Raw genomic sequence first — 25,782 nt, 5'->3', positions numbered from 1 at the left:
AGGGGGTCAGCGACGGAGCAGCCGCTGATCCCCTGCCGGTACGACCTCGGTCTCGCCCTTGATCCGGCAGCAGTAGATCGCTGAATTGAGCAGCGTCGCCCGGCTCTGCTCGACAATCGCTCCGGATTGCGCCCGCACCTCGGCCAGGTTCGCCGTACCGTAGCCCTCCCGCAGCTTGCGCGGACTGACGTAGCGGCGATCGAGATAGAGGTAGGGACGAGCCCGGATCGCCATCCACTGTTGCCAATTCGCCGCCCGGTAGCTCGAGCCGGTGAAGCCCAGATTCGGATCGACTGCCGTCACCAGCAGCTCCGCCGTCGGCTCACTCTGCCGCACGGCGGTGCGCACCTTGGCCAGCAGGAAGGAGATCGCATTGGCCGGCGCCAGGTCGAACGAATAAACCCGGGACACGTCCCACACCCGCTCCGGCAGCACGCCGAACTGGCTGCGCAATTGCCGTCCGACCACCGACCACTCGAGCGGAGAAACGCTGCACAAGGACACCGGCCGGCCGTGCAGCGGATCGACCAGCGCGTAATTCTTCGAGCCTGCCCGCGCGCTCCGCAGATAATGCAGGTGACTGAATATATTGGCCGCATTCTGGGCGTCGTAGGAGACGAACCGGAGATCCTGCAGGGCATAGGAGTCGGTCGGCATCAAATCCAGGATCTCAGCCTGGTCCGCCCGCAATCCGACCGCACAGTGGTGCAACTCCGCGTCCAATTGCCGCCCGGTCAACCGGCCGTTGTGGCCGGCCACTCGGGGCAGGTGGAGCAGCGTACGGACGGCAAGCGCCCGCGGCTCGACCCGATGAGCCGTCGCCGAGCGGGCGACCAGCTCAGTGAACGGTGAATCAGGAGCGCGGCACTCGTCGAGCGAGAATTTCGTCTGTAGTCCAGCCGGCCTGCGGACAGGATCCGTGCTGATGGTGAGGGCGGACAAGGTCAGCGCTTGGCTTCCAGCAGTTGCTTGAGGATGGCGAGGCGGGTACGAACTGGGTCGTACTTGAGCTGCAGCGGCGTCATCCGGTGCTTCGGGCGGTAGTTGACGCGCAGGACTGTCTGCAGCTCGTCATGCCACTCGCTGACGACCGGGTGTGCCCGCAGGATCTCCGACTGGTCGCCGGTCAGGTCGACGACCAGTCGGTCCTCGCCGTACATCACCTCGACCCAGCAGTGCCGCTCGATCTCGATGCGCTCGGGCTCGTCCATCGAGTAGACGTCGCCGTAGCAGTAGCTGAGATCACGCACGTGGGCGGCGGCCAGGGTTTCGATCAGCCAGGCTGAGCTGACGCCGCATTGGCCGTGGGAGGGCATTACCTGGATGCCGGCGGGGCTCTTGAAGCTTTCGTGGATTGTTTTGTCGGACCAGGCGTCCTGGAGGCGTTTTCGGAGGCCTGGGAGGTCGTCGGTCCAGCGGGGGTACGAGCGGCTGTGGAGCGACGGGGTGGTGGAGGTGACGGGGCGGCTCAGGCTGCCGGTGAACGACACTGGTTCAGGACCTTCTGTGGGGAGTTGAACTGCGTGCGCAGTGTGGCGCACGCCACAAAGTATCCAACGAGCGGGCCAGATGCCAGTTACCACTCGCGAGCTGGTCTGATGCTTTGCACTCCGTGCAGCGGGTTGGGCATTCGGCCGGTGACAGGGATGGGTGGGCGGGTGTCCAGGTCGGTGTAGCCGAGGGTTAGGCGGTAGCCGTTGAGGGGGTAGCGGGCGAAGGTTTCTTCCAGGAGGGCGGTGGCTTCCAGGCGGTCTTGGTACTGCGGGTGGGCGCGGGCGTACTCCTCGATCTCGCCGCGGAGGAGGGACCAGAGTTTGTCAGGAGCAACCAAATCGGAACTGGCAAGGACGTCTGCCAATGGGCTGAGGACGCCTAGGAACAGGGCGTCGACGAGGTACTGGCGGAGGATGTGCCACGGCTTGCGTGGGAGGACTCGGTCGTGGGAGTCGGGTTCGGGGCCTCGGGCCGGGATCGGGGCTGTGGAGATGTTGACGTCGTCGATGAGGTCCTTGATCACCAGGCGGGACGGGAGGCCGTCGGGGCCGCAGATGATGGAGAGGTTCTCGCCGTGCGGGTTCACGGTGATGCCGTAGTGGTGCATGAGGTGGAGCAGTGGGCGGATGAGGGTCGAGATGAGCTCAGCAATCCAAACCTCAGCATCAGCCTCGCCGATCAGGGCAGCCACCAACGGCTCCCCATCGGCATCTCGATGCAGTACTGCGGCCAGCGGCCAAGCAGTCTCGCCCGCGGCCAGACGCGTCGTCAGCGGATCACGCCAGATGCAGCCAAGCGTCTCCGTCCACTGATACGGAACGCCAGAGGACAACTGCGGATGCCGCACAGTCACCGACGCGACCTCGCCCAGCAACTCGGTCCCCAGGCGGTTGAAGACCTCATCCCGGTGCCAGAGTCCGCGCAGCCATTGAGTCACCATCGGCGCCGCCAGCGAGCAATGCGGCGGGATGCCCCGGTACACAGAGGTGTTCAGGATCTTCAGGGGGAGCTTGACCTGGTAGCGGTCGGGCTGCGAGGTGTTGACCATGGTTCGGATCGACTGGCTCGGCAGGTAATCGTCCGGCCCCTCCCCCAGCACGACGATCTCGCCGGTGGCCAGCTCTCGCGCCCATTGGGTCGCTACTACGTGGTCGAGTTGCCACGGATGGCAAGGGAGCCACACGTAGGAGTCAGGGTCGACCAACTGGGAGCGGAAGGCGTCCCAAGTCGAGCCAAGTTCCTGCTTGAGGACTGAGTGCTCCGACAGCTCCGGAGTCCCCCGGAACTCGGCCAGCCCTCGCCGCACGGCCAGCCAGACCAGGCGGAGCGGAGTACGGGCTTCAGGCGTGTAGCGGAGACTGTCCGAGGCAGAGAAGCCCAGCCGGCCCTTGTTGGCCACTAGCAGCGGATGTCCGGTCAGGTGCCCTTCAAGCGAAGTGTGCGACAACCCCACCAAATCAACATTAGGCACAGCAGTAGAAGCAATCCGTACGTCGGCAGCCAACGTGCTGGACAGCTCGGCCACATACCCAGCGACGGTGGAGCCCGAGAGCCCAAGGGCACCCGCTGCATCCACCAGGAACTGCACTGGGTCAGTGGCCTCCTCGCTCTCGTCATTGCCGAGGATGCCGGCCGCTGTACGCCGTACCGACCCAGCGACCACCTGGTAGCTGCCAAAGCCACCACGGCTCGCGGAGAACGAATAGGTCGCCGCACCGAACGACAAGCGATCTCCGTCAGGCCGGAGCAGGTCCTCCGTGCAGAGCTGCGAGATGAGTTTCGCCAGCAGCGCGGAAGAACTCGACGCCCAGGTCATCCCGGGATGGAGAAGCTAGTGAACGCCGTGGACTTGGGCAGCCGGAAGATCTCCCTTCCAGCCACACTGTTGAGGATCGTGGCGTTGCGGATGGCCCCGATGCCCAGGTCGGGAGCCGCGACACCATGGCTGTGCAGGTCCGCGTTAGCGACGAACAGTCGACCAGTAAGCGGGCTATCGGTACTGATGCTGTGGTCCCGGTTCACCACCCACCGCCCAGCGGCATCTCTGTGCACCAGCGGGTCCAAAGCCGTGAAGAACGGCAGTGGACGATTGCGGTAGCCAGTAGCGGCCACCACCGCGTCCGTCACGTGCTGGAAGGTCCGCCCGCTGTCAGCGTGCCGCATGGTCAGCTCGATGCCGTCAGCCCGCGCCACCGCCGACTCCACGGCTACCCCTACCTGCAGCTCGACAGGCGCGACCGCCGAAGCATTGAGGTCGCGCTGGTAGAGCACGTCGTGGATCTCCTCCAAGGTGTCCGAGGAGATGCCCTTGTAGTGCCGCCACTGATCCTTGACCAGCCGGTCCCGCGTCGACTCCCCCAGCGCATGGAAGTAGTCCACATACGAAGGCGTAGTCATCTCCAGTACCAGCTTGGAGTAATCCAGAGGCGTGTACGCCGCTGTGCGGGTCAGCCACGCAACACCCGGCCCACCCTCGGCATTGGCCCGCAGCAGGTCCAGTGCGCACTCAGCACCGGACTGCCCCGACCCGACCACTGTCACGCGTCCAGCACGCAGCAGGTCCTCCCGGCGGAACAGGTAGTCGGCGGAGTGCAGGAACCGCTCCTCCGGCAAGTCGGCAAGCGCAGCGGGTACTGCCGGCTCAGTACCAACGCCCAGCACCAGATGGCGAGCCCTGAACACCTCAACCGTCCCAGCGCGCTCCACGGTCAGCACAAACGCGTCCCCGTCGAACACCACCTCCGACACGTGGTGCCCGAAGTGCAGCGAGTCCAGCTGCGCCGAACACCAGCGCAGATACGCCTCGTACTCGCGCCGCGTCGGGTGGAACTTCTCCCGCACGTAGAACTGGTACAGCCGGTCGTTATCGCGCAGGTACGAAAGGAACGACAGCGGATGCGCCGGCTCCACCAGGCTGACCAGGTCGGCCATGAAGGACACCTGCAGCATCGCGTCGCCGAACATCAGCCCGCGATGCCAGGTGAACTCGGGCCGGCTGTCCAGTACCGCCAGCTTCAGATCGTCCAAGCCACTGGCCAGCGCGGCCAGCCCCAGGTTGAACGGGCCACAGCCGATGGCGATCACGTCGTACGGCTCGGTAGTCATCTCAGGCCTCCACGGTCCGGGTGCGGACCATCAGTAGTGCTTTCTTCTCGGGGAACTCCAGCTCCCCCTGGGTGACGAAGCCGGCCGCCTCGAACGCGCGGACCGACGGAAGATTGGTGACATCGGGCTCGGCGACTACCCGCTGGCTGAGCGGATCGGCCCGCAGCAGGGCATCGGCGAGCGCTCGCAGCAGCCGACGGCCCAGGCCCTGGCCGAGCCGGTCGGTGTCGCCGATGGCCACATGTACGCCCCAGTCGTGCTCCTGCCAGGCGTAGTACTCCGCCAGCCGGTCGTGCCGCACCCTGTACAGCTCGAGGTAGGCGAAGTCCTCACCGTCGACAGTGGTGAGACAAGGGATCGAGTGCTCGCCCGCGAGCTGCCCCTCGATCGCCTGCGCCCACCGCTCGACCGACCAGTCCTGGCACCACCACTTCTGGATATGCGGCTGCGCCATCCACCAGGCGACGGTCGAAGCATCCGACGCGGCGGCGGGCCGCAGATCGAAGCCGCCGTCCAGGTGCAACAGCGGCGCGACATCACACTTCACTGCGCGCACCCAACCGCAGGGGATTCGGTACGTCCAGATAGACCGACTGCGCGTCCAGCGGTGCGACTACCTCGTCGATACCGCGCAGCCGGGTCATCATGTTGGCCTTGCAAGGCAGCTGGGCGGCGGACAGCCAACGCTGCGCCAGACGGTCTCCACTAGGCCCAGCAGTCTTCAACGCCGGTAGCGCCTCCGACAGCCGATCCCGGACGACCTCAAGCAGCGCATCCTCGTCAGCCAGCCCGTCGACGGCCAGGGAGCCCACCACTGCAAGCGCCTGGTTGTGCAGCAGGTAGTACGTCAGCCGGTCGTCGACTATCACGTCCTCCACCACAGCCAGGGTCGAGTCACTCAACCCAGTCACGTCCAGCAACCCACGCAGGTACGACGAAGCCAGGTAGTAGCCCTGGTTGTCGCGGTAGGCCCCACCAGCAACCCGCCCTGCGTCGTCCAGCCGTACCAGGGTGTTCTGCTGATGGGCCTCCAGCCCGATCCCCGTCTCGGCGTACAGGTGCAGCATCGGTACGAGTACTTCGTCCACGTACGACGCCACCCACGCCTCTGCTCCACCGTCCCCATGACCTGCGACAGCAGCCCCAAGACGACTGAGCTCACCTGGCCGCGGTGCCACGAGCCCGGCCAGACACGCATAGCTGTCAACAGCAGCCGGTACTTCGCGCACAGCGACGTCCAGCCCGGTCAACAGCGGCCCACCCTCATCCAGTGCAACCCAGGCCGGGTCCCGGACGATGGAGAACCGCGGGTGCGCCGTCGCAGTACCGGCGTTGTACGCGGCGTCCAGCAACCGGTTGATCTCCAGGCCTCGCCGCAGCTCCGTCGGTGTCGACTCACGGCGAGAGTTGGTGATGCGCAGCCCCAGCGACAGCTTGAGCATGACGGGCAGATCCGGGTGGTACACGGTGCGCAGACTCGAGGTCGGGTACCACTTCGCACCCAGCGGCCCCAGCGCCTCCATCCGCCCATCGGCGATCAGTGAGGCGACTCGCGGCCGCTTGACCAGGTCACCGGCCTGCCAGGGATGCGCCGGTACCAGCACCCGGCCGTCGGGAGGCGTGATGCCGGCCAGCGCGGCCATCAGCTGCAAGGCGTCCAGTCCCTGCAGTGATGGCGCGCCGGCCACCTGGTCCGAGGACACCAGCTCGGCGTCCACTGCGAACCAGTGCACCGCGAAGCGGCCACCCAGCTCCGGCGAGTACTCCGCCAGCTCGGCACCGCTCAACCCATCCCGGCTCTTCGGAGCCGGGTGGTTCAGATGGCCGAACAGCAGTGCCTGCTCGGCCTCGAGGAAGCGTCCGGGGCCACGCTCACCGCCGTCGGCCACGAAGACCGTCACGTTCCGGACGGACTCCGCAGTACGGGCCGCGAGGTCGTCGATCTCGGCCGGGTCGGCGTCGACCGACAGCAGTCGCACCAACCCCTCCGGACTTACCGGCACGCCGTCGACCCGTACCTCGGCAAAGCCGTGCAACCCAGTTCTCGACGCGTGCAGCACTGTCGCCGTCACGGTCGACGAGCCGACCGCCAGCGTCAGTGGGCCGGCCGTGACTGGCACGGAGGTCTCCCGCGTGTAGCACCGCAGGATCGCGTTGAGATGAGCTTCGACCGCCACTGAGGTGGGTGAGATCACGCTGCTCCTTCGCGAGGCAGGACGTCGTGACCGGTGGCCACGACCTGGTCGAGCAGTTCCTCGATGTCCGTCGCGGTGGCATTCGGGTTCAGCAGCGTCAACTTCAACGCGACCGCCGCCGGGCGGCCGCCCCGGGCCGGGATCCTGGTCCGGCCGATCAGCACCCGTCCCGACGTCAGCAACCGGCGCCGGACCTCACCCTGGACGGCGTCCAGCTCGGCCGCCGCCAGTCCCTGCCCGGCGACCCGGAACAACACCGTGGTCAGGGTCACCGGTGCCAGCAACTCAAGGTTGCTGTCGGCAACGACCCGGGCCGCGGCGGCGTGCGCGAGCTCGTGACAGGTGTCGAGCATCTTGCCCAGTCCGGCCCGGCCGTATGCGGTCAGCGTGGTCGCGACTTTCACCGCGTCCGGACGCCGGGTGGTCTGCAGGCTGCGGCCGAGCAACCCGTCCAGTCCGGAGTCGATGTCGTCGGCCGGGTTGAGGTACTCCACCGAGCGGCCGAGCGAGGCGAACCGTTCCCGGTCGGCGACGAGCAGCATGCTGGTCGCGGCCGGCTGCCAGCCGATCTTGTGCAGGTCCAGCGTCACCGAGTCGGCGCACGGAAGCTCAGCGAGCAGCGGCGCGAGCCGGTCCGAGAACAGCGCGCCGAACCCGTACGCCGCATCCACGTGCACCCATGCCCCGTACTGCCGTGCCAGCCCCGCGATCTGCGCGATCGGGTCGATCGAGCCGTAGTCGGTGGTACCGGCCGTGGCGATCACCGCGAGCGGCGTCCGGCCCGGCTTGGCCAGCTCGTCGCCCAGGATGTCCAAGCGCATCCGGAAGTCGCCGTCGGCCGGGATCGTGATGGCCGCGTCCTCGCCAAGACCGAGCGCCGCGCAAGCCCGCTGCACGGAGAAGTGGGCCAGCTCCGAGCAGAACACCACCGGCTTCTCCAACCCGGCCAGCCCATTGCGCCGTACGTCGATACCGACCGCCGCGGCGGCATTGTCGCGGGCGATCAGCACCGCGAGCAGGTTGGAGATCGACCCACCAGGCGTGAGCACGCCATCGGCGGACGGCCCGAAACCGGCCATCGTCGCGAGCGCCCGGACCACCCAGCGCTCGATCTCCAGCGTCACCGGCCCGGAGTCGTACGTGTCCATCGACGCGTTGCTCGCGGACGCCAGCGCATCGGCGTCGACGGCCACCTGGAGCACCGGCGGCTGCAGATGCGCGGCCGCGTGCGGGTGGCTGAGATCGATCCCATCCCGATCGAGCAGTCCGGCGATCAGGTCCAGCGCCGCCGACTCGCCGACCCCCGTCGAAGGGACCCGCGGCGCACCGAGCAGCTCGGCAGTCCGCTGCTGGACGGCGGCCGGCGTACCGGCCGGCAACGGTCCCCGTTTGCTGTCCCGCACGGTCGATGCCAGGGGCCAGCGATGCAGCTCCACCACACGCTCATCGCGATCGAAGGGACTATGGGGTGCGTCGAGGGACGACATCCAGCTTCTCCTGGGAAAGTTGTCGAGTAAGGCAGCCCTTACTTAGGTAGCCCTAACCTACTAACCTCGAAGCTGTGCGTGTCAACCGGGGTGACCTGCGTGATGAAACACAGCAACAACCGCCTCGTCCGAGTTGACGAGGCGGGGTGCTGGGTGAACGACTCAGCGGCCGTACGGGGTACGGGTGAGCGTGAAAGTGGCGAGATCCAGCTGCTTGACGACGTCACCGTCGCGGATCACCCGGAGCCGTTCGCCGGCGAAGTAGCCGTCGCGGCCGCGGTAGAGGTCTGGGCCGATGGGTGAGAAACGACACGGGTAGCCGGTGGTGAGCTGCAGGATGCCGCCGGCGACGGTCATCGTCATCTGGGTGTTGCCCCAGTACCAATGGCCGAGCAGCTCCTCGCCCTGGGCGAGCTCCGGCTCCGGCACCCACTCGATGGGCAGCGGCGGCTCGTACGAGGCCAGGATGCGCATCAGGTCGAGGGGCACCGAGGCGCATCTGCCGGACGTCGAGTTGGCCAGCGTCACCGCGCCGATGCGGCGGCCCCGGTCGACGAAGAGCCCGGCCATGAAGCCCGGCATCGAGCCGGTGTGGCCGACGAAGAGATAGGGGTCGTCGGCATGCATCCGCAGCCCGAGCCCGTACGACGCGGTCAGTGCCTCACGCGGATCCGCGGCCGCCGGCGCCGCCATCTCGTCGACGGTGTCCCGGTTGAGTACTTCGTAGCCGGGGTCGATCCAGAACGCGGCGTACTTCGCCAGGTCCTCGATCGTGCTCCACAACTGCCCGGCCGGCGCCATCGCACCCGAGTCGTACGCCGGCTCCAGGTCGAGCCGCCCACTGAACGGATGCACCGAGAACCCCTTGGCGGCCGGGGTCACCGGGAAGTACGTCGTCCGCCGCATCTCCAGCGGGTCAAGGATCCGGGCCGCCACCAGCTCCATCCATGCGGCACCCCGAAGACGCGCGACGACCTCACCGAGCAACGCGTAGCCGAGGTTCGAGTAGTGATGCCGCCGATCGGGGCTGCCGGCCGCCTGCGACTCGTCCATCGCCGCCGTCAGCGCTTCGAACGAAACGCCTGGATTGCGTTCCCACCAAGGGCCTTCGGGCTCGGCGTTCATCCCGCCCGAGTGCGCGAGCAACTGCCGGATGGTCAGGTCGCCGAACGCAACCCCGGGCAGATGCTTGCCCACGGCATCGTTCAGCGCGAGCAGCCCGTCGTCGCGGCACTGCATCACCAGGATCGCGGTAAGCGTCTTGGTGATCGACCCGATCCGGTATTGCGCGTCCGGCCCGGGCGCGAGCCCTTCACCGTCCACGATCTGCCCGCGCGACCCGGTCCACGCCAGTGCGCCGTCCTTCAGCACACCGGCCGTGATCGACGGCAGCTTGGTCTCACTCTGGGCTGCCGCGATCTCGGCGTACAGGGCCGCTGCGGTGTCAGCACGTACGTCAGTCACCCGCACAAGTATGCCTGGGTTACTCGAAGGCCTCCGGCGACGGGCAGGAGCAGATCAGGTTGCGGTCGCCGTACGCGCCGTCGATCCGGCGGACCGGCGGCCAGTACTTCGTGGTCCGGTCGACCGACTGCGGGAAGGCGGCCTCCTCGCGGGTGTAGGCGTGCTCCCACTTGTCGTTGATCACCGACGACGCGGTGTGCGGCGCGTTCACCAGCGGGTTGTCGCCGGCCGGCCACTCCCCCGCCGCGACCCGGTCGATCTCGTGCCGGATCGCGATCATCGCGTCGCAGAACCGGTCCAGCTCACCAAGATCCTCGGACTCGGTCGGCTCGACCATCAGCGTGCCGGCCACCGGGAACGACATCGTCGGCGCGTGGAAGCCGTAGTCGACCAGCCGCTTCGCGACGTCGTCGACGGTGATGCCGGTCTCCTTGGTCATCGGCCGCAGATCCAGGATGCACTCGTGCGCGACCAGCCCGTTCTCACCCGTGTAGAGCACTGGGAAGGCGTCCTCGAGCCGCTTGGCCACGTAGTTGGCGGTCAGCACCGCAGCCTTCGTCGCCGACGTCAGGCCCTCCGCGCCCATCATCCGGATGTACGCCCAGGAGATCGCCAGTACGCCGGCCGAGCCGAACGGTGCCGCGCTGATCGGGCCGACGCCCGACTCGGGACCGGCCTGGTCGAGCAGCGGGTGGTTGGGCAGGTACGGGGCCAGGTGCGCGGCGACCGCGACCGGACCGACACCCGGGCCGCCACCACCGTGCGGGATGCAGAACGTCTTGTGCAGGTTCAGGTGGCTGACGTCGCCGCCGAACTCACCCGGCCTGGCCAGCCCGAGCAGCGCGTTGAGGTTCGCGCCGTCGACGTACACCTGGCCGCCGTGGTCGTGGACGATCTGGCAGACCTCGGTCACGCTCTCCTCGTACACGCCGTGCGTGGACGGGTAGGTGATCATGATCGCGGCCAGCTTGTCGGCGTGCTCGTCGGCCTTGGCACGCAGGTCGGCCAGATCGATCGTGCCGTCATCGTTGCCCTTGACAACAACAACCTTCATGCCCGCCATCACCGCGGAGGCCGCGTTCGTGCCGTGCGCGCTGGCCGGGATCAGGCAGACGTTGCGGTCTTCGTTGCCCTGGGCCCGGTGATAGCCGCGGATCGCGAGCAGTCCGGCGAGCTCACCCTGCGAGCCGGCGTTCGGCTGGATCGAGACCTTCGCGTAGCCGGTCACCTCGGCCAGCCAGCGCTCGAGCTGACTGATCAGCTTCACGTAACCGGCGGCGTCCTCGATCGGCGCCAGCGGGTGCATGTCGGCGAACTCGGGCCAGGTGACAGCTTCCATCTCGGTGGTCGCGTTCAGCTTCATCGTGCAGGAGCCGAGCGGGATCATGCCGCGGTCGAGAGCGTAGTCGTAGTCCGACAGCTTGCGCAGGTAGCGCAGCATCGCCGTCTCGGACCGGTGCGTGTTGAAGACCGGGTGCGTCAGGTACTCCGAGGTCCGGGTGACCGTCTCGGCGAGGTTGTTGCCACCGAGCGTCGCGTCGTACGTCACGCCGAAGGAACGGCAGACCCCGACGAGCGCCGTCGCGTCGGTCTTCTCGTCGCAGGAGATCCCGACGTGGTCCGCGTCGACCTCACGCACCCAGATGCCGTTCTGCCGCGCCGTGTCGACGACGTCAGCCGCCCGACCGGGCACCCTGGCGAGCACGGTGTCGAAGAACTGGTCGTGCACAACCTCGACGCCACCGGCCTTGAGCGATGCGGCCAGGCTGTCCGCGTTGCGGTGGACGCGCTCGGCGATCGCCTTCAGCCCCTCGGGACCGTGGTAGACGGCGTACATCGAGGCGACGACGGCGAGCAGCACCTGCGCGGTACAGATGTTCGAGGTCGCCTTCTCACGGCGGATGTGCTGCTCACGCGTCTGCAGAGCCAACCGGTACGCCGGCGCGCCATCCGCATCAACCGAGACGCCGACCAGCCGACCCGGAAGCGAGCGCTCCAGCCCGGCGCGCACCGACATGAACCCAGCGTGCGGGCCACCGTAGAACAGCGGGACGCCGAAGCGCTGGGACGACCCGATGACGATGTCGGCCCCCGCCTCGCCCGGCGCCTCGAGCAGCGTCAGGGCGAGCAGGTCGGACGCGACGGCGACAAGGGTCTCGCGCTCGTGAGCCGCGGCGACCAACGGCTTGAGGTCGCGGACGACGCCGCCGGCACCCGGGTATTGCACCAGGAAGCCGAAGAAGTCGCCCTCGGGCAGGCCCTCGGTGGTGTCGGCGACGACAACCTCGATGTCGAGCGCCTCGGCCCGGGTCTGGACGACGGCGATCGTCTGCGCGAAGCAGTCCGCGTCGACGAGGAAGCGGTTGCTCTTGCTCTTCCGGTTCGAGCGGTGCGCCAGCGTCATCGCCTCCGCGGCGGCGGTGCCCTCATCGAGCAGCGACGCGTTCGCGGTCGGCAGACCGGTCAGGTCGGAGACGACGGTCTGGAAGTTCAGCAGCGCCTCGAGGCGGCCCTGGGAGATCTCCGGCTGGTACGGCGTGTAGGCGGTGTACCAGGCCGGGTTCTCGACCAGGCGGCGGACGATCACCGACGGGGTGAAGGTTCCGTAGTACCCCTGGCCGATCATCGAGGTGGCGACGTTGTTGCGGGCGGCGAGCTGCCGCAGCTCGGTCAGCGCGTCGACCTCGGAGGCCGGCTCGGGCAGCCGGAGCGGCTCGGTCGAGCGGATCGAGGCAGGCACCGCGGCATCGACGAGCGCATCGACATCGGCGTACCCGAGGGTCTCGACCATGCGCGCGATCTCGTCCTGGCGTGGTCCGATGTGGCGGTCGGCGAACACGGCCGATACCTGTGCAGGGGTTTCAGTCATCGTGAGGAGGCTCCGTTGCTGACAATTGCCGGTGGCCTCCCCCTCTGTCACACGGCGCGCGCTTCAGAGTCGCCTAAGACACTCGGTCCATGGGCCTGAGAGGTTCCGGGGAGGAATTGCCCCTTCGGCGCCCAGCCAAACAGCAGGCTGAGACTCTCCCGAGTGTTGTGTACGGCTGAGAACGAGGGTACCTCAGCCCGTCATGCGGGCACGGCGGCGGGCAGCGAGCTCGTCGTTGGCGTGCGTGTCGCCGGTCTCGCCGTGCGCGTCGAGACGCTCGGTCGGCAGCTCCGACAGCGACCCCTCGACCTCGCGCCAGACGCCGCCGAGGGCGATACCGAAGACGCCCTGGCCGCCGGCCAGCAGGTCGATGACCTCGTCGGGCGAGGTGCACATGTAGACCGAGGCGCCGTCGCTCATCAGGGTGATCTGGGTCAGGTCATCGATGCCACGCTTGCTCAGGTGGGCGATGGCGCTGCGGATCTGCTGCAGCGAGATGCCCGCGTCGAGCAGCCGCTTGATCACTTTGAGCAACAAGACGTCGCGGAAGCCGTAGAGCCGCTGGGTGCCGGAACCGGTCGCCGGGCGCACGGACGGTGAGACCAGTCCGGTACGGGCCCAGTAGTCCAGCTGGCGGTAGGTGATACCGGCCGCGGCGCAGGCCGTCGGGCCGCGGAAGCCGACGTCGTCGGGCATCGGCTTCAGGTCGTCCTCGAAGAGCAGACCCTGAACGCCGGCGGTGACGGCCGCCTCGGCGTGTGCTTCGGACGTCGACTGCGCCGTCAGATCAGTGTCGCCGGTGCGTGTCACGCCTGAGCCTCCCTGGGTACCGACTGGAACGGATCACATCCGTGGAGTTACAACACCCCCACGACTCCTTCAAGGTAAGCCGCCGCTCAGGCCGGGTCAACGACAACGGCCCGGAGCCGGATGCGTGTCGCGGATCCAATACGAATCGTTACCTGTCAGCTCTTGTCGAAGTCTTCCGGTGTGACGTGATCGAGGAACTCGCGGAAGCGCTCGACCTCCTCCTCCTCGACCACCTCGTCGTCCTCGTTCTCGCTGTCCGGGACCGGGATGCCGGCCTCGGCCAGGATCTCCTCGGTGCAGAACACCGGCGTACCGGTCCGCAGCGCGAGGGCGATCGAGTCGGACGGGCGGGCGGAGATCTCGGTCTTGTCGTCGAAGACCAGGATCGCCTCGAAGACGCCGTCGGTCAGGTTCACGATCCGGACCTGGCTCAGCGTGTGGCCGAGCATCCGGATCGTCTCCGCGAACAGGTCGTGGGTCAGCGGCCGGGGTGGCTCCATCCCCTGCTGGGCGAACGCGATGGCGCTCGCCTCGGCCGCGCCGATCCAGATCGGCAGGTACCGCTCGCCGCCGACCTCCCGGAGCAGCACGATCGGCTGACTCGAAGGCATCTCAACCCGGACTCCGACCACGTCGACTTCGCGCACTCCTTCAGCCTACTCTGCGGGCCAGGCCGGGGCTGCCCCGCCGGGGTCAGCGGGTGAGCCGGGAGCGGACCAGTGCCGCATGCAACCGAACCGCGAGCGCTGCCAGCTCGAGCGTCTTGTCGTCCCGCCGGGGCTGGACCACCTGCTCGATCAACCCGACCTCACGGTCGGCGGCAGCCCGGAACGGCCGCAGGTGCCGCGGCTCGATCCCGTACTGCGCGAACTCGGCCGCCGCCTTGGCGATCAGGATCGCGTCGCCGTCGTAGTGGTTGCCCCGGGCCACGACGAGGTTGTGACTCTCCAACTGCTCAAGCAACTCAGGCGTGATGCCGGCCGCCTCACGCAGCTCGTCCCGCGTCAGCTTCAGCTCGGTCCCGTACGTCGAGAAGTCCTCGGCATCAGGCAGACCCGCGGGCTGCGGCAACTTCTCCGGCGCTGCTGGCCGGCCACCAGGCGCAGGCGGACGCAACCCGCGATCCATCGCACCCAGGTGGTCCTTGATCACCTTCAGCGGCAGGTACTGGTCGCGCTGCGCGGTCAGCACATAGCGCAGCCGCTCGATGTCGGCCGCGCTGAACTTGCGGTACCCCGAAGCGGTCCTGGCCGGCGTCACCAGCCCCTCCGCCTCGAGGAAGCGGATCTTGGAGATGGTGACGTCGGCGAACTCGGCCTGCAGAAGCTGCAGCACCTCACCGATGCTGCTGCCTACAGCGGAGCCGTCCGGCTCAGGCTTGACCACTGGCGTAGTAGACCAGGCGGTACTTGCCGATCTGCACCTCGTCGCCGTTCGACAGCTGCAGCTCGTCGATCCGGTCGCGGTTCACGTAGGTGCCGTTCAGGCTGCCGACGTCGCGGACCTTGACGCCTTGCGGGTCGCGGCGGAACTCCGCGTGCCGACGCGAGACTGTCACGTCGTCGAGGAAGATGTCGCTGTCCGGGTGCCGGCCGGCGGTGACCACGTCGACGTCGAGCAGGAACCGGCTGCCCGCGTTCGGGCCGCGCTGGACGATCAGCAGCGCCGAGCCCTGCGGCAGCGCGCCGACCGCGGCCTCGTCCTCGGCGGACAGGCTCTCGCCGGCGTCGAACCGCTCGGTCTCCGGCTCGATGCTGATCGGTGCGAGCATCGCGGTGTCGGTCACCCCGGGGGCGGTCACCGGACGGTCCGCGCCAGGGAGCATCGTTCCGCACTGCGAGCAGAACCGGCTGCCCTCGGAGTTCTCGTGCCCGCACTGGTTGCAGAACGGCATGCTGTGATCCTCCCGATCGCCGGCGGTCCGGCGACGTTCTCGTTGACCCCGTGATGACAAGTGTGGCCTGCGGCCCCAACCCTCGACCGGCGGTTGAGGTCCGACAGAACCTACCAGTTGTTGCCGCTCAGCTCTGGTCGAGCTGGCCCTTGTACGTGTCGGCGTCCATCAACGCCTCGATCTCGTCGTCGTCGTCGACCTCGATGTCGAGCAGCCAGCCCTCGCCGTACGGGTCGGTGTTGACCAGGTCGGGCTGGTCGGCCAGCGCCTCGTTGACGGCCCGTACGGTGCCGTTGAGGGGCGCGAACAGGTCGCTGACGCTCTTGGTCGACTCCAGCTCACCACAGGAGTCGCCGGCCCGGACAGCGGTGCCGACCTCGGGCAGCTGCACGTACACGATGTCGCCGAGCGCGTCCTGGGCGAAGTCGGTGATACCGACCCGCACCGGGCCGTCGCCGGCCTTCACCCACTCGTGCTCGGCCGTGTACTTCAGGTCTTCGGGGTACACCTCGGTCCCTCTTTCTTCCAATGGAAACTGCCAGGCAATGGGTCTACTGGGGGGCTACTTTGTCGGGCTCGGTGCCGGGCGAGCGTAACGATGCTCCTCCGGCGTGTGCAAGACGGTGATCGACAGGCTCGGCAGCTCGCTCACCTCGGCCCGGCCACCGATCTGCGGGCCTTCCACCTCGCTCACCAGACCACCGGGGAAGTTGGCCGCCTCGGCCAGGTTGTGGGACTCCCCGATCGCCTCGATCACGTACGGCGACTGCACCTTCTCACCGTCGATCTTCACGCCGGGCGGATCGTCGACCAGATCGGTGCTGGCCACCACCCGGACCTGGCCGTTGATCTGGATCGCCTCGGCGCCCGCGTCGCGGAGCTCCTCGATCGCGTCCAGCAGGTTACTGGACTGCATCTTGGCCTCCGGGTCGGTCAGCGTGATCCGGACCCCAGAGCCGACGGCCGGCAACGTACCGGCCAGGATGCCGAGCACGCGCACCTGCTGCTCGGCCTGCTCGCGGGCAGTCTGCGCCTTGTCCGCGCTGGAGGTCAGCGTGTTCTTGCGCGCCTCCAGTTCGGTGATCTCGGTCTCCAGCCGCCGGGTGTTCTGGCCCAGGCCGTCGAGGATCGCGATCAGGTCCTCGCGGCGGGCGTTCTGGTAGCCGTCGTCGGCCCGGTTCACCCGGACCTGGACGACCGCCATACAGGCCACCAGCGCCAGCACGACAGCCACGATCGCCTGCCCACGGGACGGCTTGAAGCCGGTCCGCAGCCGCCGCAGCGCCAGGTTCGGCACCTTCGGCTTCGGCTTGGGCATCGGCGTCGGCTCGGCCGGCTCCGGCGGCGGGAACGGGTCGTCGGTACTCATCTCAGGCCCTGAAGACGTGACGCCGGATCGCGGCCATGTTGGTGAAGATCCGGATCCCGAGCACGACCACGACGCCGGTGGACAGCTGCGAGCCGACCCCGAGCTGGTCGCCCAGGTACACGATCAGGGCCGCGATCAGCACGTTCGAGACGAACGAGACGACGAACACCTTGTCGTCGAAGATGCCGTCCAGGAACGCCCTCAGAGCGCCGAACACCGCGTCGAGCGCGGCGACCACCGCGATCGGCAGATAGGGCTGCGCCCAGTCGGGTACGTCGGGAGCGACCAGCAGACCGACGACGACGCCGATCACCAGGCCGAGGACGGCGATCATCTCCCGCCCACCTTCGCGTACCGCAGCGCGATGGTGGCATCGGCTGGCACCAGCAAGGAATCCTCCGTCGTGATCGTCATCCGGACATGGAAATTGGAGACCAGGTACTGCACCCACTGGCCGCCCGAGCTCTGCGCGAACCGGGCCGGCATGGTCGCGGTGTCCCCGATCGCCAGCACTGTGTACGGCGGGGTCAGCGAACTGTAGTCGACGGTGATCGCGCTGCCCGCACCGCGGATCGCGGTCAGCGTGGTGAGCCGGTGACCGTTCACCGAGATCGCCTCCGCGCCGGCCGTCCACAGACCGTTGACGAACTGCTGCAGGTCGACGTCGAGCAGCCGCCCCTGCTTGTCGTCTGAGTCCTTGGCGTCGTCGACGACGGCCTTCAGGCCCGGGCCGGTGACCGCGACCGCGCCGACCTGTAGCTCGAGGTCGTTCAGCTTCTGCTGCAGCGCGGCGCCTTCGCTCGTGTTGCTCAGCCCACCGGCCTGCAGACCGCGGACCTCGTCGGCGAGCTTCGTCTGCTGGCCCCGCAGGTCGGTCAACCGGTTGTCGGCCGTGTTGATCCGGGTGATCAGCTCTTTGCGCTGCTTCTCCGCCTCGGGCGCGCTGCGATAGTTCTGCGACGCGGCGACGGCGAGCAGGAAACCGAGGAAGAGCAGGGCGATCACCAGGATGATCCGGTGCCGCGACTTGTTGGCCTTGTCACCCTGGGCCGGCCGCTGCCGGGCCGCGACGGCGTACCCCTCGTCCAGCGGGTGGGCCATCAGGTTGTTCAGCAACGACATGGACGCGTCGACGCGTCGCTGCCCGGGTGGAGACTGGCCGGGTGGGGACTGGCCGGGTGGAGACTGGGTCACGGGATCGCCCTTAGCCCGCCTGGTTGCTGATCGGCTTCACGGTCTGCATCAGGTGGCGCAGCTGTGCGAAGTACAGGGCGCCGGCCCAGTAGTACAGAGCGGTACCCCAGATCGCGAAGGCCCAGCCGAAGACGCGGGCCAGCAGGTTGAGTGTGCTGTCCCCATCACCGAGCAGCAGCAACGGGAACGCGTACAGCAGACAGAAGGTCGCGGACTTACCGAGGAAATGCACCGGCAGCGCGTTGACGCCCCGGCGGTGCAGGGCCGGCAGGGCGAAGGTGAGCAGCAGGTCCCGCAACGGCAGCGCGATCGCAAGCCACCACGGGATGATGTCGCGCAGCGCGAGGCCGAGCACGGTGGCGAAGATGTAGAGCCGGTCTGCGACCGGGTCGAGCATCTGGCCGAGCCGGGTCGTCTGGTTCATCCGGCGGGCGATCTGGCCGTCGGCCCAGTCGGTGAAGCCCGAGATCGCGAGCACCAGCAGCGCCCAGCCGTCTTCCTTCGGCCCAAGGATCAGCCAGAGGAAGAGCGGTACGCCCAGTAGCCGGATGAAGCTCAGTGCGTTCGGGATCGTCAGTACCCGGTCGGACACTTCCAAGTCCGGCACGCGATCCTCCCCCAGCTCTGCGAATCGGGCGACCGCGAACGGCGCCCCTGTCCCGGTCGTTACTGTACTTGGGCCCGGTACCGGGCCATGCCCCGGCCACACCGGCGGTGACCTGATCGAGATCAGCCGTAGTGCGGCCTCCGCTGGTCCTAGGGTGGGACGGTGAAGTTTCTGGTACTGATCTACGGCAATCCCGAGTCGCGGCAGGTCTGGGACGGGCTGTCCGACGAGCAGAAGGCCGAGTCGATGACCGGCTACACCGCCCTCAACGACGCCCTCGCGGCCAGCGGCGAGCTGGTCGTGTCGCACTCGCTGGGCGATCCGGCGGCGACCAAGCAGGTGCTGTTCCGCGACGGTCAGCCGATGACCACCGACGGGCCGTTCGCCGAGGTGAAGGAGCAGCTGGCCGGGTTCTACCTGCTCGACTGCGACTCGATGGAGCGTGCGCTGGAGATCGTGCCGCAGATCCCGGAGGCGCCGTTCAGCATCGTCGAGGTCCGGCCGATCCGGGACCTGAGTTCCTTCAGCTGATGATCGACCAGCTGCTGCGGGAGCTCGCCCCGCAGATCGTCGGCCCGCTGGTACGCCGGTACGGCGGGTTCGACACCTGCGAGGACGCCGTCCAGGAGGCGCTGCTGGCCGCGTCGCAGCAGTGGCCGGTCGACGGGCTGCCCGAGAATCCGCGCAGCTGGCTGATCACCGTCGCGTCGCGCCGGCGGATCGAGATGCTGCGCAGCGAAGCGGCCCGGCTCCGGCGCGAGGAGACCGTCGCTTCGTTGGAGCCGGTGGAGCCTGCGCCCGTTGGTTCTGACGACTCTCTGACCCTGTTGTTCCTCTGCTGCCATCCGTCGCTCACTCCCCCGTCGCAGATCGCGCTGACATTGCGGGCGGTCGGCGGGCTCACCACGGGCGAGATCGCGCGCGCATTCCTGGTGCCGGAGTCGACGATCGGCCAGCGGATCAGCCGGGCCAAGGCTTCGATCAAGAAGCAGGGCGCGGAGTTCCGGATGCCGCCGCCTGATGAGCTGCCGGAGCGGCTGGCCGCAGTACTGCAGGTGCTCTATCTGATCTTCAACGAGGGCTACACGGCCAGCTCGGGTGAGAGCCTGCAGCGGGTCGAGCTGAGTGCTGAGGCGATCCGGTTGGCGCGGCAGCTGTTCGCCCAGCTCCCGTCGGAGGGCGAGGTCGCCGGGCTGCTCGCGCTGATGCTGCTGACCGACGCGCGCCGCCCGGCCCGTACGTCGGCGGACGGCGCGCTGATCCCGCTGCCCGAGCAGGACCGGTCGTTGTGGATCCGTGGGTTTGTTGCCGAGGGCACCGAGTTGATCTCGGGCACGTTGCGGACGGCACCGATCGGCCCGTACCAGCTGCAGGCGGCGATCGCCGCAGTACACGATGAGGCGGCCCGGGCCGAGGACACCGACTGGCGCCAGATCCTCGTCCTCTATGAGCTGCTGGAGACGCTGGCCCCCGGTCCGATGGTGAGTTTGAACCGCATCGTCGCGGTCGCGATGGTCCATGGCCCGGAGTACGGGCTCGAACGCCTCGCCACCATCGACCCAGCTTTGAAAGACCACCACCGGGTCGAAGCCGTCCGGGCGCATCTGCTCGAGCTCTCGGGCGACAGCGCTGCCGCCCGAGACGCGTACCGCCTCGCTGCCCGGCTGACGCTCAGCGGCCCCGAGCAGCAGTACCTACTCGGCCGCGCCGGTTCGCTCTAGCGACTCACCACGCAGGGGCCGAAGGTGCCGTCCTTCAGGAAGTCGACCGAGAGGGCGTCCTTCTTGCCCAGCCCGCCATACACGCCGTCCCCGCCATCGGTGGGACGTACCCGGACCTCTTGCTGCGTGGGTGCCTCGACGATCAGCGTCCAGCCACGGGACTTCGGCCGGGGGAGCTGGTCGCCAGGCCCGCCCGCCTTCGCCACGTTGAAGGCCAGCCAATAGCGGATCAGCATGTGCTCTGGCGAGCTCTGGCCGACCGGAGTACGGCGGCAGTACTCGCCTGGCTTCAGGAACGTCACCTCTGCCTTGATCCCGGTCTTCGCGAAGGCCCGTTCCAGCTCATCCGGGTCCTGGCCGGTGATGGTCAGCTGGGCTGTGCCGTCCGCCGCCCTCGTCACCGAGAACGTCGTCGCGGTCGCGGTCGCGGTGGTCTTGTCGCCACCGATCAGCGGTACGGCGATCGCAGTACCGGCGGCCAGCGTCACGGCGGCAGCCAGGCCGACGACCAGGCGACGCCTGCGTTTTACGGTCGGCTCGGCGTGGGTTCGCTCCGCGACGACGGTCTTGAGTTCGGTCAGCAGTTCGTCTTCGAATGTCTTCATGAGGTGGCCTCCGATGTGATGTCGGCGAGTGAGGTGATCGGCGGTGGCATGCCGTCACGCAGCCGGGTACGGGCTCGATGCAGCCGGACCCTTGCGGTGGCGGCCCGGATACCGAGGACCTGCGCCGCCTCCTGCGGTGAGATCCCATCCAGCGCGACCAACTCCAGTACCGCGCGTTCGCCGTCGGGCAGCTCGTCCATTGCCCGCAGGAGCGTGCGTGCACCCTCCTCGGCGTCGATGCGTTCCTCCAGCCGGCTCACGTCGTCCGGCGTCAGCAACCTTCGCCCGGAGACACGCTGGTTCGCCCTCAGCTCTCTGGCCTGCCTGCGCCGCTCTGACGAGACCACGTTCTGCGCAACGCCGTAGAGCCACCCGGTCGGCGTACCGCGGCCCGGCCGGTAGCTGTGCGCGGAGTCGATCGCCGCGAGGAAGACCTCGGCGGTCAGGTCGGCCGCCAGGAACGGATCATCCACTCGCCGGGCGACAAACCGCTGCACCTTCTCGATGTGCTCCCGATAGAACGCCTCGAACGCGGCGGGATCCCGCCCGATCTCCAGTAGTTCTGCCACTACCCACCCTCTCGCCTCGGTTTACACCAGTACTTGGCCCGAGCCCGGCACCGCGTTACGGCCAGAGCCGGACCAGTCCGTCGGCCAGCTGCAAGAACTGCCCAGCACCCCGGTGGTGGTGGGTCGGCGAGAACCCCTCCCACTCCTCGATCAGGCTTCCTTTCTCCAGGTCCCACTTCGACAACCCGGTCTCGGCCGAGCTGAACAGGCTGACGCCATCGCTGAAGAAGCGCCCGGCCGGTCCGTCGACGGCCGGCAACTCCAGGGCTGTCTCCGCCTTCCATCCCGGCAGCTGAGTACGCCGGCTGGTGTCGAAGATCCGTGCACCGGGCAACATGTTGTTGGCGTCGTCGTCACCGAGCCCTTCGAGAGCCACCCGGACCGAGTCGATCCAGACCACCGAGCGGTTCCAGTAGTACCCCCGGTCGCACAGTTCGATTCTGGTCGGACCGTCCTCGGACTCCCACACGTTGTCCTCGATCCAGCGCTCGAGGCTCCACACGGTCGGGAATCCGGCGGGCTGCCAGACCCAACCGTCGTCGACTACCTGCCGCCCGTCGGGGCTCACCCGCAAGGCGCCATGGAAGTAGTCGAGATAATGCTCCGGCGAGTGCTCGGTTTCGGTCTGCACCGGACTCGCCCGATCGGTGAGCAGCCTCCCTGTCGCCGGGTCCGACACGTCCAGCCGGTTCCAATCGGCGCGGTGGATGACGACATCCCGTCCCCTGTGTCGCGCGAACGCCAGCGAGAACGGCACCGTCTCCAGATCGTCGCTCTCGTTGTCGAGGGTCAACGTGAGCTCGCCGGTCCGCAGGTCGAGCACCTCGCCGCACCGGCCGAAGTCATTGACCACCGCGGCGAAGGAGCCGTCGCTGGACGCATGGAGGTGGCGGCGGAGCTCATGCCCGTCCCACGGATCATGGTCTGGCTCCAACGGGACGGTGGTGATCCCGACAGGCGTGTGCTCACCAGTCTCGAGGTCCCACCGGCTGATCTGGCCGTCCTCCCCCAGCACCAGCCATACGGGCCGGTCCTGGCCGTCCACTGGTGCCAGGTCGGCAATTACCCCTAGCTCGCTTGGTACTGACAGCTCTTTGATGCTGTCACCGGACATGCTCCACCCCTCTCGGCGTCCCCAGTCTTCGCCAGAGGATCAGGACCAGGATGCCTGCTGCGAGGGCGAAGAGGGTGTTGCCGAGTAGAGCTATGGGTAGCGAGACGTTGTCCATGTCGCTCGCGTGGGAGTAGCCGGCCCAGGCGTAGGTCAGTAGGGCGCCGGTGGCGAGGGCCAGGCGGTGGCGGGGGCCCCAGCCTTTGCCACGCGACCAGTGGACGATCGCGGCCGTAGTACCGCCGAAGAGGACGAACCACCACGCTATGGAGACCCACTCGGGGAGCCAGTCGTCCGGGAGGAACTCGGACTCCACCCAGTAGAGGCTGGTCGCCGCGAAGGCCACTACTCCTACTCTGAGCGGGCTCGGCACCGGTTTGCCCGTACGCCGATGACCTGCACGCCGGCCCAGTACGAAGGCAAGGACGACCAGTACTGCGATAGCCACCGCCGAGCCCGCGAACTGCGCCGGCGACGCGACGAAGTGGAAGCCGACCGCCTGCATGACCCCCAGCAACGTCGACCCGAGAGTGAAGATCAGCGCGACCACCGTCAGCCCCAGCCGCCCAAGCCAGGGCCGCGTCGACTCCGGGGCGAACCCTTCGACCAGCGCGATCGGCACGCAGATGCTCCAGATGGTGTGCAGCGTCACCGTCCCCTGCACCAGCGACACACTCACCCCGAGCCCCGGGACCAGCGCAAACCCTGCGAAGCTGTCCAGCCCGAGGTACCCAGGGTTGAACAGCATCTGGTCGATCGGCCCTTCCTCAAGCAGCCCGTACGCCGCTGCCAGCAGCACGATCCCCGTCCACCCGATCCCGGCCCGCCGTGCCACCTCCCGGATCAGCAACGCGCCACCGCCGTACATCGGCGCGAACAACAAGATCGACGGCAACTCGGTCACCGGCTGATTCCCGAGCAGGAACTCCCCCACCAACGGCGCCAACCAAAACAACCCCACCGCCCGCCATACCGTCTTCACCCACCCGACCCTAGGTGCGCACGGTGTTCTCCTTAGTCCATGCCACCAGCAACCAAAGCATCTCCCGTGATCACTTTTCTGATCGCCGACTGCCCGTGATCAGAAAGGTAATCACCTACACCCACGTATTAGCGTGCGCCGCGAAGTCCTCCGGCGCACTGTGGAGCGGGATGACGCAGAGCAACCTCAGCGGCGACATCGTCGGTCTCGATGTCGAGGTGGTACCGCGGCTCGTCATCCACTGCCTGAACAGCCAGCACGAACCCCGGCAACGCTCCCTTCAAATCCGTGTACTGCGGCTCGCCCGGCTCACTCTCCGGCGTCGCGTCCAAGGCCGCCGACCAGAACGTCGCAGCCTCCGTCGCCTGCTCCCGCGGGACGTCGATCAGAAAAGTAGACACTCGGCTTCTGTGCATCCTCCGAAGTTAGCGCTCGGCCAGATCAGTGCTCCGTCAGCGAGGTAGCTTGATCCGGATGATCGTCGTCCCGGCCGAGTTCACTCGCACCACAGTCGCTCGTGAGGGCGAAGCCTGTACTCCGTGGCTCGACGCGCTCCCCTCGCTAGTCGCCGAACTACTCGAGCGCTGGAACTGCGAGCCGGACGGCGCCGTCATGTTCGGCGGCGTCGGGATCATCGTTCCGGTACTACGAAGAGGCGCGGGACCCGCAGTACTGAAGGTGTCCTTCCCCCACCCCGGCAACCTGTACGAGCCCGACGCGTTCGCCACCTGGCAGGGCCGCGGCGCCGTCGAACTGTACGAACGCGACGACGAGCATTTCGCGATGCTCCTCGAACGCGCCCACCCGGTAACGCTCGCCTCCCTCACCGACGAGGACGAGATCGCCGAGGTAGCAGGCCGCCTGAGCCAGCGGCTAGCCGTTCCCGCCCCTGCCGTACTCCCCCGCCTACAGGCTCAAGCGGACTCCTGGGAGGAGGAGCTCGAGAGGGACGCCCGAGAGCTGGACCACGGACTTCCTGTCGCTGCGCTCGATGCCGCACGATCAACAATCCAGGAACTCGCTCGCAAGCAACCGAACCTGGTCATCCACGGCGATTTCCACGGCAAAAACATCCTCCGCTCCGACCGCGAACCCTGGCTGGCAGTAGACCCCAAGGGCTACGCCGGAGATCCCGCCTACGACGCCGGCACCCTCCTCAAGACCCGCGCCCTCACCATCCTCACCATCCCCGACGCGGGCCGACGCCTCCACCGCACCCTCGACATCTTCTCTGAAGCCGCCCACCTGGACCGCACCCGCGTAGGCCGCTGGGCCCAACTCCACGCAGTCCAAACCGCCTTCTGGGGCCACCACAACGGCTACCGTCGAGGCCGCGCCGGACAAGCCCGCACCAACCTCCTCACCCTGGTCGAAACCCTCATAAACCACCTAACCCCACCCCACCCGACCTAACCCGCCAGACGGTCGACCCTCGGCCCGCTCGCTCGGGCACTCATGCCTACTCTCGTTCCCGCGCGATGGAGGAGCGAGCAACGAGCCAGCGCGGGTGTTCTATCGGACCACCTTGTAGCGGAGCCAGAGCATGCCGTCTGTTTCGGTATGGCTGGAGAGCAACTCCAGTCGCGTCGGCAGGTCGTGATCGCCGAGCTCAGGACCGTCGAACACCGTCGGGGTGCCGAGCCCGCCGATCACAGCCGGAAGCACCAGAAGCTGAATCTCATCAACCAGACCGGCCCGAAGCAACGCGCCGTTGAGCCCGCCGCCGGCTGTGGACAAGACGCAACTGACACCTAACCGGTCCCGCATGCGCCCCAGCGCGACGGCGAGATCAACCCGTTCGTCACCGGCAACCAAGTAGCAGATGCGTCGGGTCCGGAGATGCGCGAGATAAGCCGCCGGAGTGGAATGCGCGACCAGCACCAGGACGTCCCACTCCCCGTGGTCCTCGTCTTCCCAGGTGACCCGGCCGCGGCTGTCGACGACGACGAACCACTTCTCATGACCGGGTCGCTTGACCACCTCATCGGGCAGGAAATCGCTGTAGAGCAGGTCCACCGAGTAGTCGAACTCGGTCGGCAGATCGGTCAGCGGTCCGGCAGAGTCAGCGACCAACGAGCCGCTGCCCTCCAGGATCGCCTCAGGTTGATACAGGCTGTCGAGCTGTGCGGAGCGCGCCTTGTCGAGTATCTGGGCACTGGCAGGCGCCAACGATTGCCAGACCTTCGAGGCACTCTCGTCCATCAGCAGCCGATCGCGGCTGAGCGTGACCCGTCCGTCGACCGACATCGTCACCGAGACCACAACCCTGGGTCGACCGATCTGTTCCATTCACCCAGTACTACCGG

The 25,782-nt window shown here is 67.7% G+C and carries 27 protein-coding genes and 1 riboswitch; of the genes, 3 read left to right on the top strand and 24 right to left on the bottom strand.

Translation table 11 applies throughout. From position 1 onward, the window contains the following. Positions 1-6: 6 nt before the first annotated feature. From OHA70_RS29570 to OHA70_RS29485, 18 genes are all read right to left on the bottom strand, one after another. A complete protein-coding gene (locus OHA70_RS29570) occupies positions 7-657 on the bottom strand; it encodes a Mom family adenine methylcarbamoylation protein (protein ID WP_328322968.1) in 651 nt (216 codons plus the stop codon). 287 nt (positions 658-944) lie between these two features. Next, positions 945-1,490, bottom strand: coding sequence for a hypothetical protein (locus tag OHA70_RS29565; protein ID WP_328322966.1), 546 nt, complete (start codon positions 1,488-1,490; stop codon positions 945-947). A gap of 86 nt (positions 1,491-1,576) precedes the next feature. Further along, on the bottom strand, positions 1,577-3,310 hold the full coding sequence (locus OHA70_RS29560; protein ID WP_328322964.1) for an IucA/IucC family protein: 1,734 nt from the start codon (positions 3,308-3,310) through the stop codon (positions 1,577-1,579). Continuing rightward, on the bottom strand, positions 3,307-4,599 hold the full coding sequence (locus tag OHA70_RS29555) for a lysine N(6)-hydroxylase/L-ornithine N(5)-oxygenase family protein (RefSeq protein ID WP_328322962.1): 1,293 nt from the start codon (positions 4,597-4,599) through the stop codon (positions 3,307-3,309). The genes OHA70_RS29560 and OHA70_RS29555 overlap by 4 nt, the downstream gene beginning before the upstream one ends. Position 4,600: 1 nt before the next feature. Then, positions 4,601-5,155, bottom strand: a complete 555-nt coding sequence (locus OHA70_RS29550; RefSeq protein WP_328322960.1) for a GNAT family N-acetyltransferase — start codon at positions 5,153-5,155, stop codon at positions 4,601-4,603. Next, positions 5,136-6,794, bottom strand: a complete 1,659-nt coding sequence (locus OHA70_RS29545; protein ID WP_328322958.1) for an IucA/IucC family protein — start codon at positions 6,792-6,794, stop codon at positions 5,136-5,138. Before OHA70_RS29545 ends, OHA70_RS29550 begins: the two co-directional genes overlap by 20 nt. Then, the gene (locus OHA70_RS29540; protein ID WP_328322957.1) at positions 6,791-8,281 is read right to left on the bottom strand and encodes a pyridoxal phosphate-dependent decarboxylase family protein; all 1,491 of its coding nucleotides are present in this window, start codon (positions 8,279-8,281) and stop codon (positions 6,791-6,793) included. The genes OHA70_RS29545 and OHA70_RS29540 overlap by 4 nt, the downstream gene beginning before the upstream one ends. A 162-nt stretch (positions 8,282-8,443) precedes the next feature. After that, entirely contained in the window at positions 8,444-9,745 is a 1,302-nt protein-coding gene (locus OHA70_RS29535; RefSeq protein ID WP_328322956.1) for a serine hydrolase domain-containing protein, read from the bottom strand. Positions 9,746-9,764: 19 nt separating this feature from the next. Next, on the bottom strand, positions 9,765-12,614 hold the full coding sequence (gene gcvP, locus OHA70_RS29530; RefSeq protein ID WP_328322955.1) for an aminomethyl-transferring glycine dehydrogenase: 2,850 nt from the start codon (positions 12,612-12,614) through the stop codon (positions 9,765-9,767). A gap of 73 nt (positions 12,615-12,687) precedes the next feature. Continuing rightward, positions 12,688-12,785: riboswitch (glycine riboswitch) on the bottom strand. Between the two features lie 21 nt (positions 12,786-12,806). Further along, complete coding sequence (locus OHA70_RS29525) at positions 12,807-13,400, bottom strand: MerR family transcriptional regulator (protein WP_442913912.1); 594 nt, start codon at positions 13,398-13,400, stop codon at positions 12,807-12,809. Positions 13,401-13,579: 179 nt separating this feature from the next. Next, positions 13,580-14,071, bottom strand: coding sequence for a bifunctional nuclease family protein (locus OHA70_RS29520; RefSeq protein WP_328322953.1), 492 nt, complete (start codon positions 14,069-14,071; stop codon positions 13,580-13,582). A 46-nt stretch (positions 14,072-14,117) separates the two neighbouring features. Beyond that, complete coding sequence (gene ftsR / locus OHA70_RS29515; protein WP_328322952.1) at positions 14,118-14,810, bottom strand: transcriptional regulator FtsR; 693 nt, start codon at positions 14,808-14,810, stop codon at positions 14,118-14,120. Next, the gene (locus OHA70_RS29510) at positions 14,797-15,318 is read right to left on the bottom strand and encodes an FHA domain-containing protein (RefSeq protein WP_328322951.1); all 522 of its coding nucleotides are present in this window, start codon (positions 15,316-15,318) and stop codon (positions 14,797-14,799) included. Before OHA70_RS29510 ends, ftsR begins: the two co-directional genes overlap by 14 nt. A 127-nt stretch (positions 15,319-15,445) precedes the next feature. Beyond that, a complete protein-coding gene (gene gcvH / locus OHA70_RS29505) occupies positions 15,446-15,826 on the bottom strand; it encodes a glycine cleavage system protein GcvH (protein WP_328322950.1) in 381 nt (126 codons plus the stop codon). Between the two features lie 54 nt (positions 15,827-15,880). Beyond that, complete coding sequence (locus OHA70_RS29500) at positions 15,881-16,687, bottom strand: DUF881 domain-containing protein (RefSeq protein ID WP_328322949.1); 807 nt, start codon at positions 16,685-16,687, stop codon at positions 15,881-15,883. 1 nt (position 16,688) lies between these two features. Continuing rightward, entirely contained in the window at positions 16,689-17,021 is a 333-nt protein-coding gene (locus tag OHA70_RS29495) for a small basic family protein (RefSeq protein ID WP_270130514.1), read from the bottom strand. After that, positions 17,018-17,881 carry a DUF881 domain-containing protein gene (locus OHA70_RS29490; RefSeq protein WP_328322948.1) on the bottom strand — a complete coding sequence of 288 codons (864 nt, stop codon included), beginning with the start codon at positions 17,879-17,881 and terminating at the stop codon, positions 17,018-17,020. The genes OHA70_RS29495 and OHA70_RS29490 overlap by 4 nt, the downstream gene beginning before the upstream one ends. 10 nt (positions 17,882-17,891) lie before the next feature. Next, positions 17,892-18,488 (bottom strand): CDP-alcohol phosphatidyltransferase family protein, encoded by a 597-nt coding sequence (locus OHA70_RS29485; RefSeq protein WP_328322947.1) that lies wholly within the window; start codon positions 18,486-18,488, stop codon positions 17,892-17,894. A gap of 162 nt (positions 18,489-18,650) precedes the next feature. Here OHA70_RS29485 and OHA70_RS29480 point away from each other — a divergent pair, with 162 nt between their 5' ends. Together OHA70_RS29480 and OHA70_RS29475 are read left to right on the top strand one after the other, a co-directional pair. Beyond that, positions 18,651-19,019 carry a YciI family protein gene (locus tag OHA70_RS29480; protein ID WP_328322946.1) on the top strand — a complete coding sequence of 123 codons (369 nt, stop codon included), beginning with the start codon at positions 18,651-18,653 and terminating at the stop codon, positions 19,017-19,019. Continuing rightward, entirely contained in the window at positions 19,019-20,209 is a 1,191-nt protein-coding gene (locus OHA70_RS29475; protein WP_328322945.1) for an RNA polymerase sigma factor, read from the top strand. The genes OHA70_RS29480 and OHA70_RS29475 overlap by 1 nt, the downstream gene beginning before the upstream one ends. Here OHA70_RS29475 and OHA70_RS29470 read toward each other — a convergent pair. The 5 genes from OHA70_RS29470 to OHA70_RS29450 form a co-directional block, all read right to left on the bottom strand. Continuing rightward, complete coding sequence (locus OHA70_RS29470; RefSeq protein ID WP_328322944.1) at positions 20,206-20,814, bottom strand: hypothetical protein; 609 nt, start codon at positions 20,812-20,814, stop codon at positions 20,206-20,208. The genes OHA70_RS29475 and OHA70_RS29470 overlap by 4 nt on opposite strands. Next, entirely contained in the window at positions 20,811-21,383 is a 573-nt protein-coding gene (locus OHA70_RS29465; RefSeq protein ID WP_328322943.1) for an RNA polymerase sigma factor, read from the bottom strand. The genes OHA70_RS29470 and OHA70_RS29465 overlap by 4 nt, the downstream gene beginning before the upstream one ends. Positions 21,384-21,438: 55 nt before the next feature. Continuing rightward, positions 21,439-22,497: a hypothetical protein gene (locus OHA70_RS29460; RefSeq protein ID WP_328322942.1), complete on the bottom strand. Its 1,059-nt coding sequence runs from the start codon at positions 22,495-22,497 to the stop codon at positions 21,439-21,441. Continuing rightward, a complete protein-coding gene (locus OHA70_RS29455; protein WP_328322941.1) occupies positions 22,487-23,476 on the bottom strand; it encodes a hypothetical protein in 990 nt (329 codons plus the stop codon). Before OHA70_RS29455 ends, OHA70_RS29460 begins: the two co-directional genes overlap by 11 nt. A gap of 128 nt (positions 23,477-23,604) precedes the next feature. Then, a complete protein-coding gene (locus OHA70_RS29450; protein ID WP_328322940.1) occupies positions 23,605-23,877 on the bottom strand; it encodes a VOC family protein in 273 nt (90 codons plus the stop codon). A gap of 73 nt (positions 23,878-23,950) precedes the next feature. Here OHA70_RS29450 and OHA70_RS29445 point away from each other — a divergent pair, with 73 nt between their 5' ends. Then, on the top strand, positions 23,951-24,889 hold the full coding sequence (locus OHA70_RS29445; RefSeq protein WP_328322939.1) for an aminoglycoside phosphotransferase family protein: 939 nt from the start codon (positions 23,951-23,953) through the stop codon (positions 24,887-24,889). Positions 24,890-24,988: 99 nt separating this feature from the next. Here OHA70_RS29445 and OHA70_RS29440 read toward each other — a convergent pair whose 3' ends face one another. After that, positions 24,989-25,765 carry a RibD family protein gene (locus OHA70_RS29440; RefSeq protein WP_328322938.1) on the bottom strand — a complete coding sequence of 259 codons (777 nt, stop codon included), beginning with the start codon at positions 25,763-25,765 and terminating at the stop codon, positions 24,989-24,991. Between the last annotated feature and the right edge of the window lie 17 nt (positions 25,766-25,782).

The sequence above is a fragment of the Kribbella sp. NBC_00382 genome (assembly GCF_036067295.1).
Lineage (GTDB): Bacteria > Actinomycetota > Actinomycetes > Propionibacteriales > Kribbellaceae > Kribbella.
The sequence above is the reverse complement of the archived record's forward strand: the minus strand, read 5'-3'. Positions and strand labels throughout refer to the sequence as shown.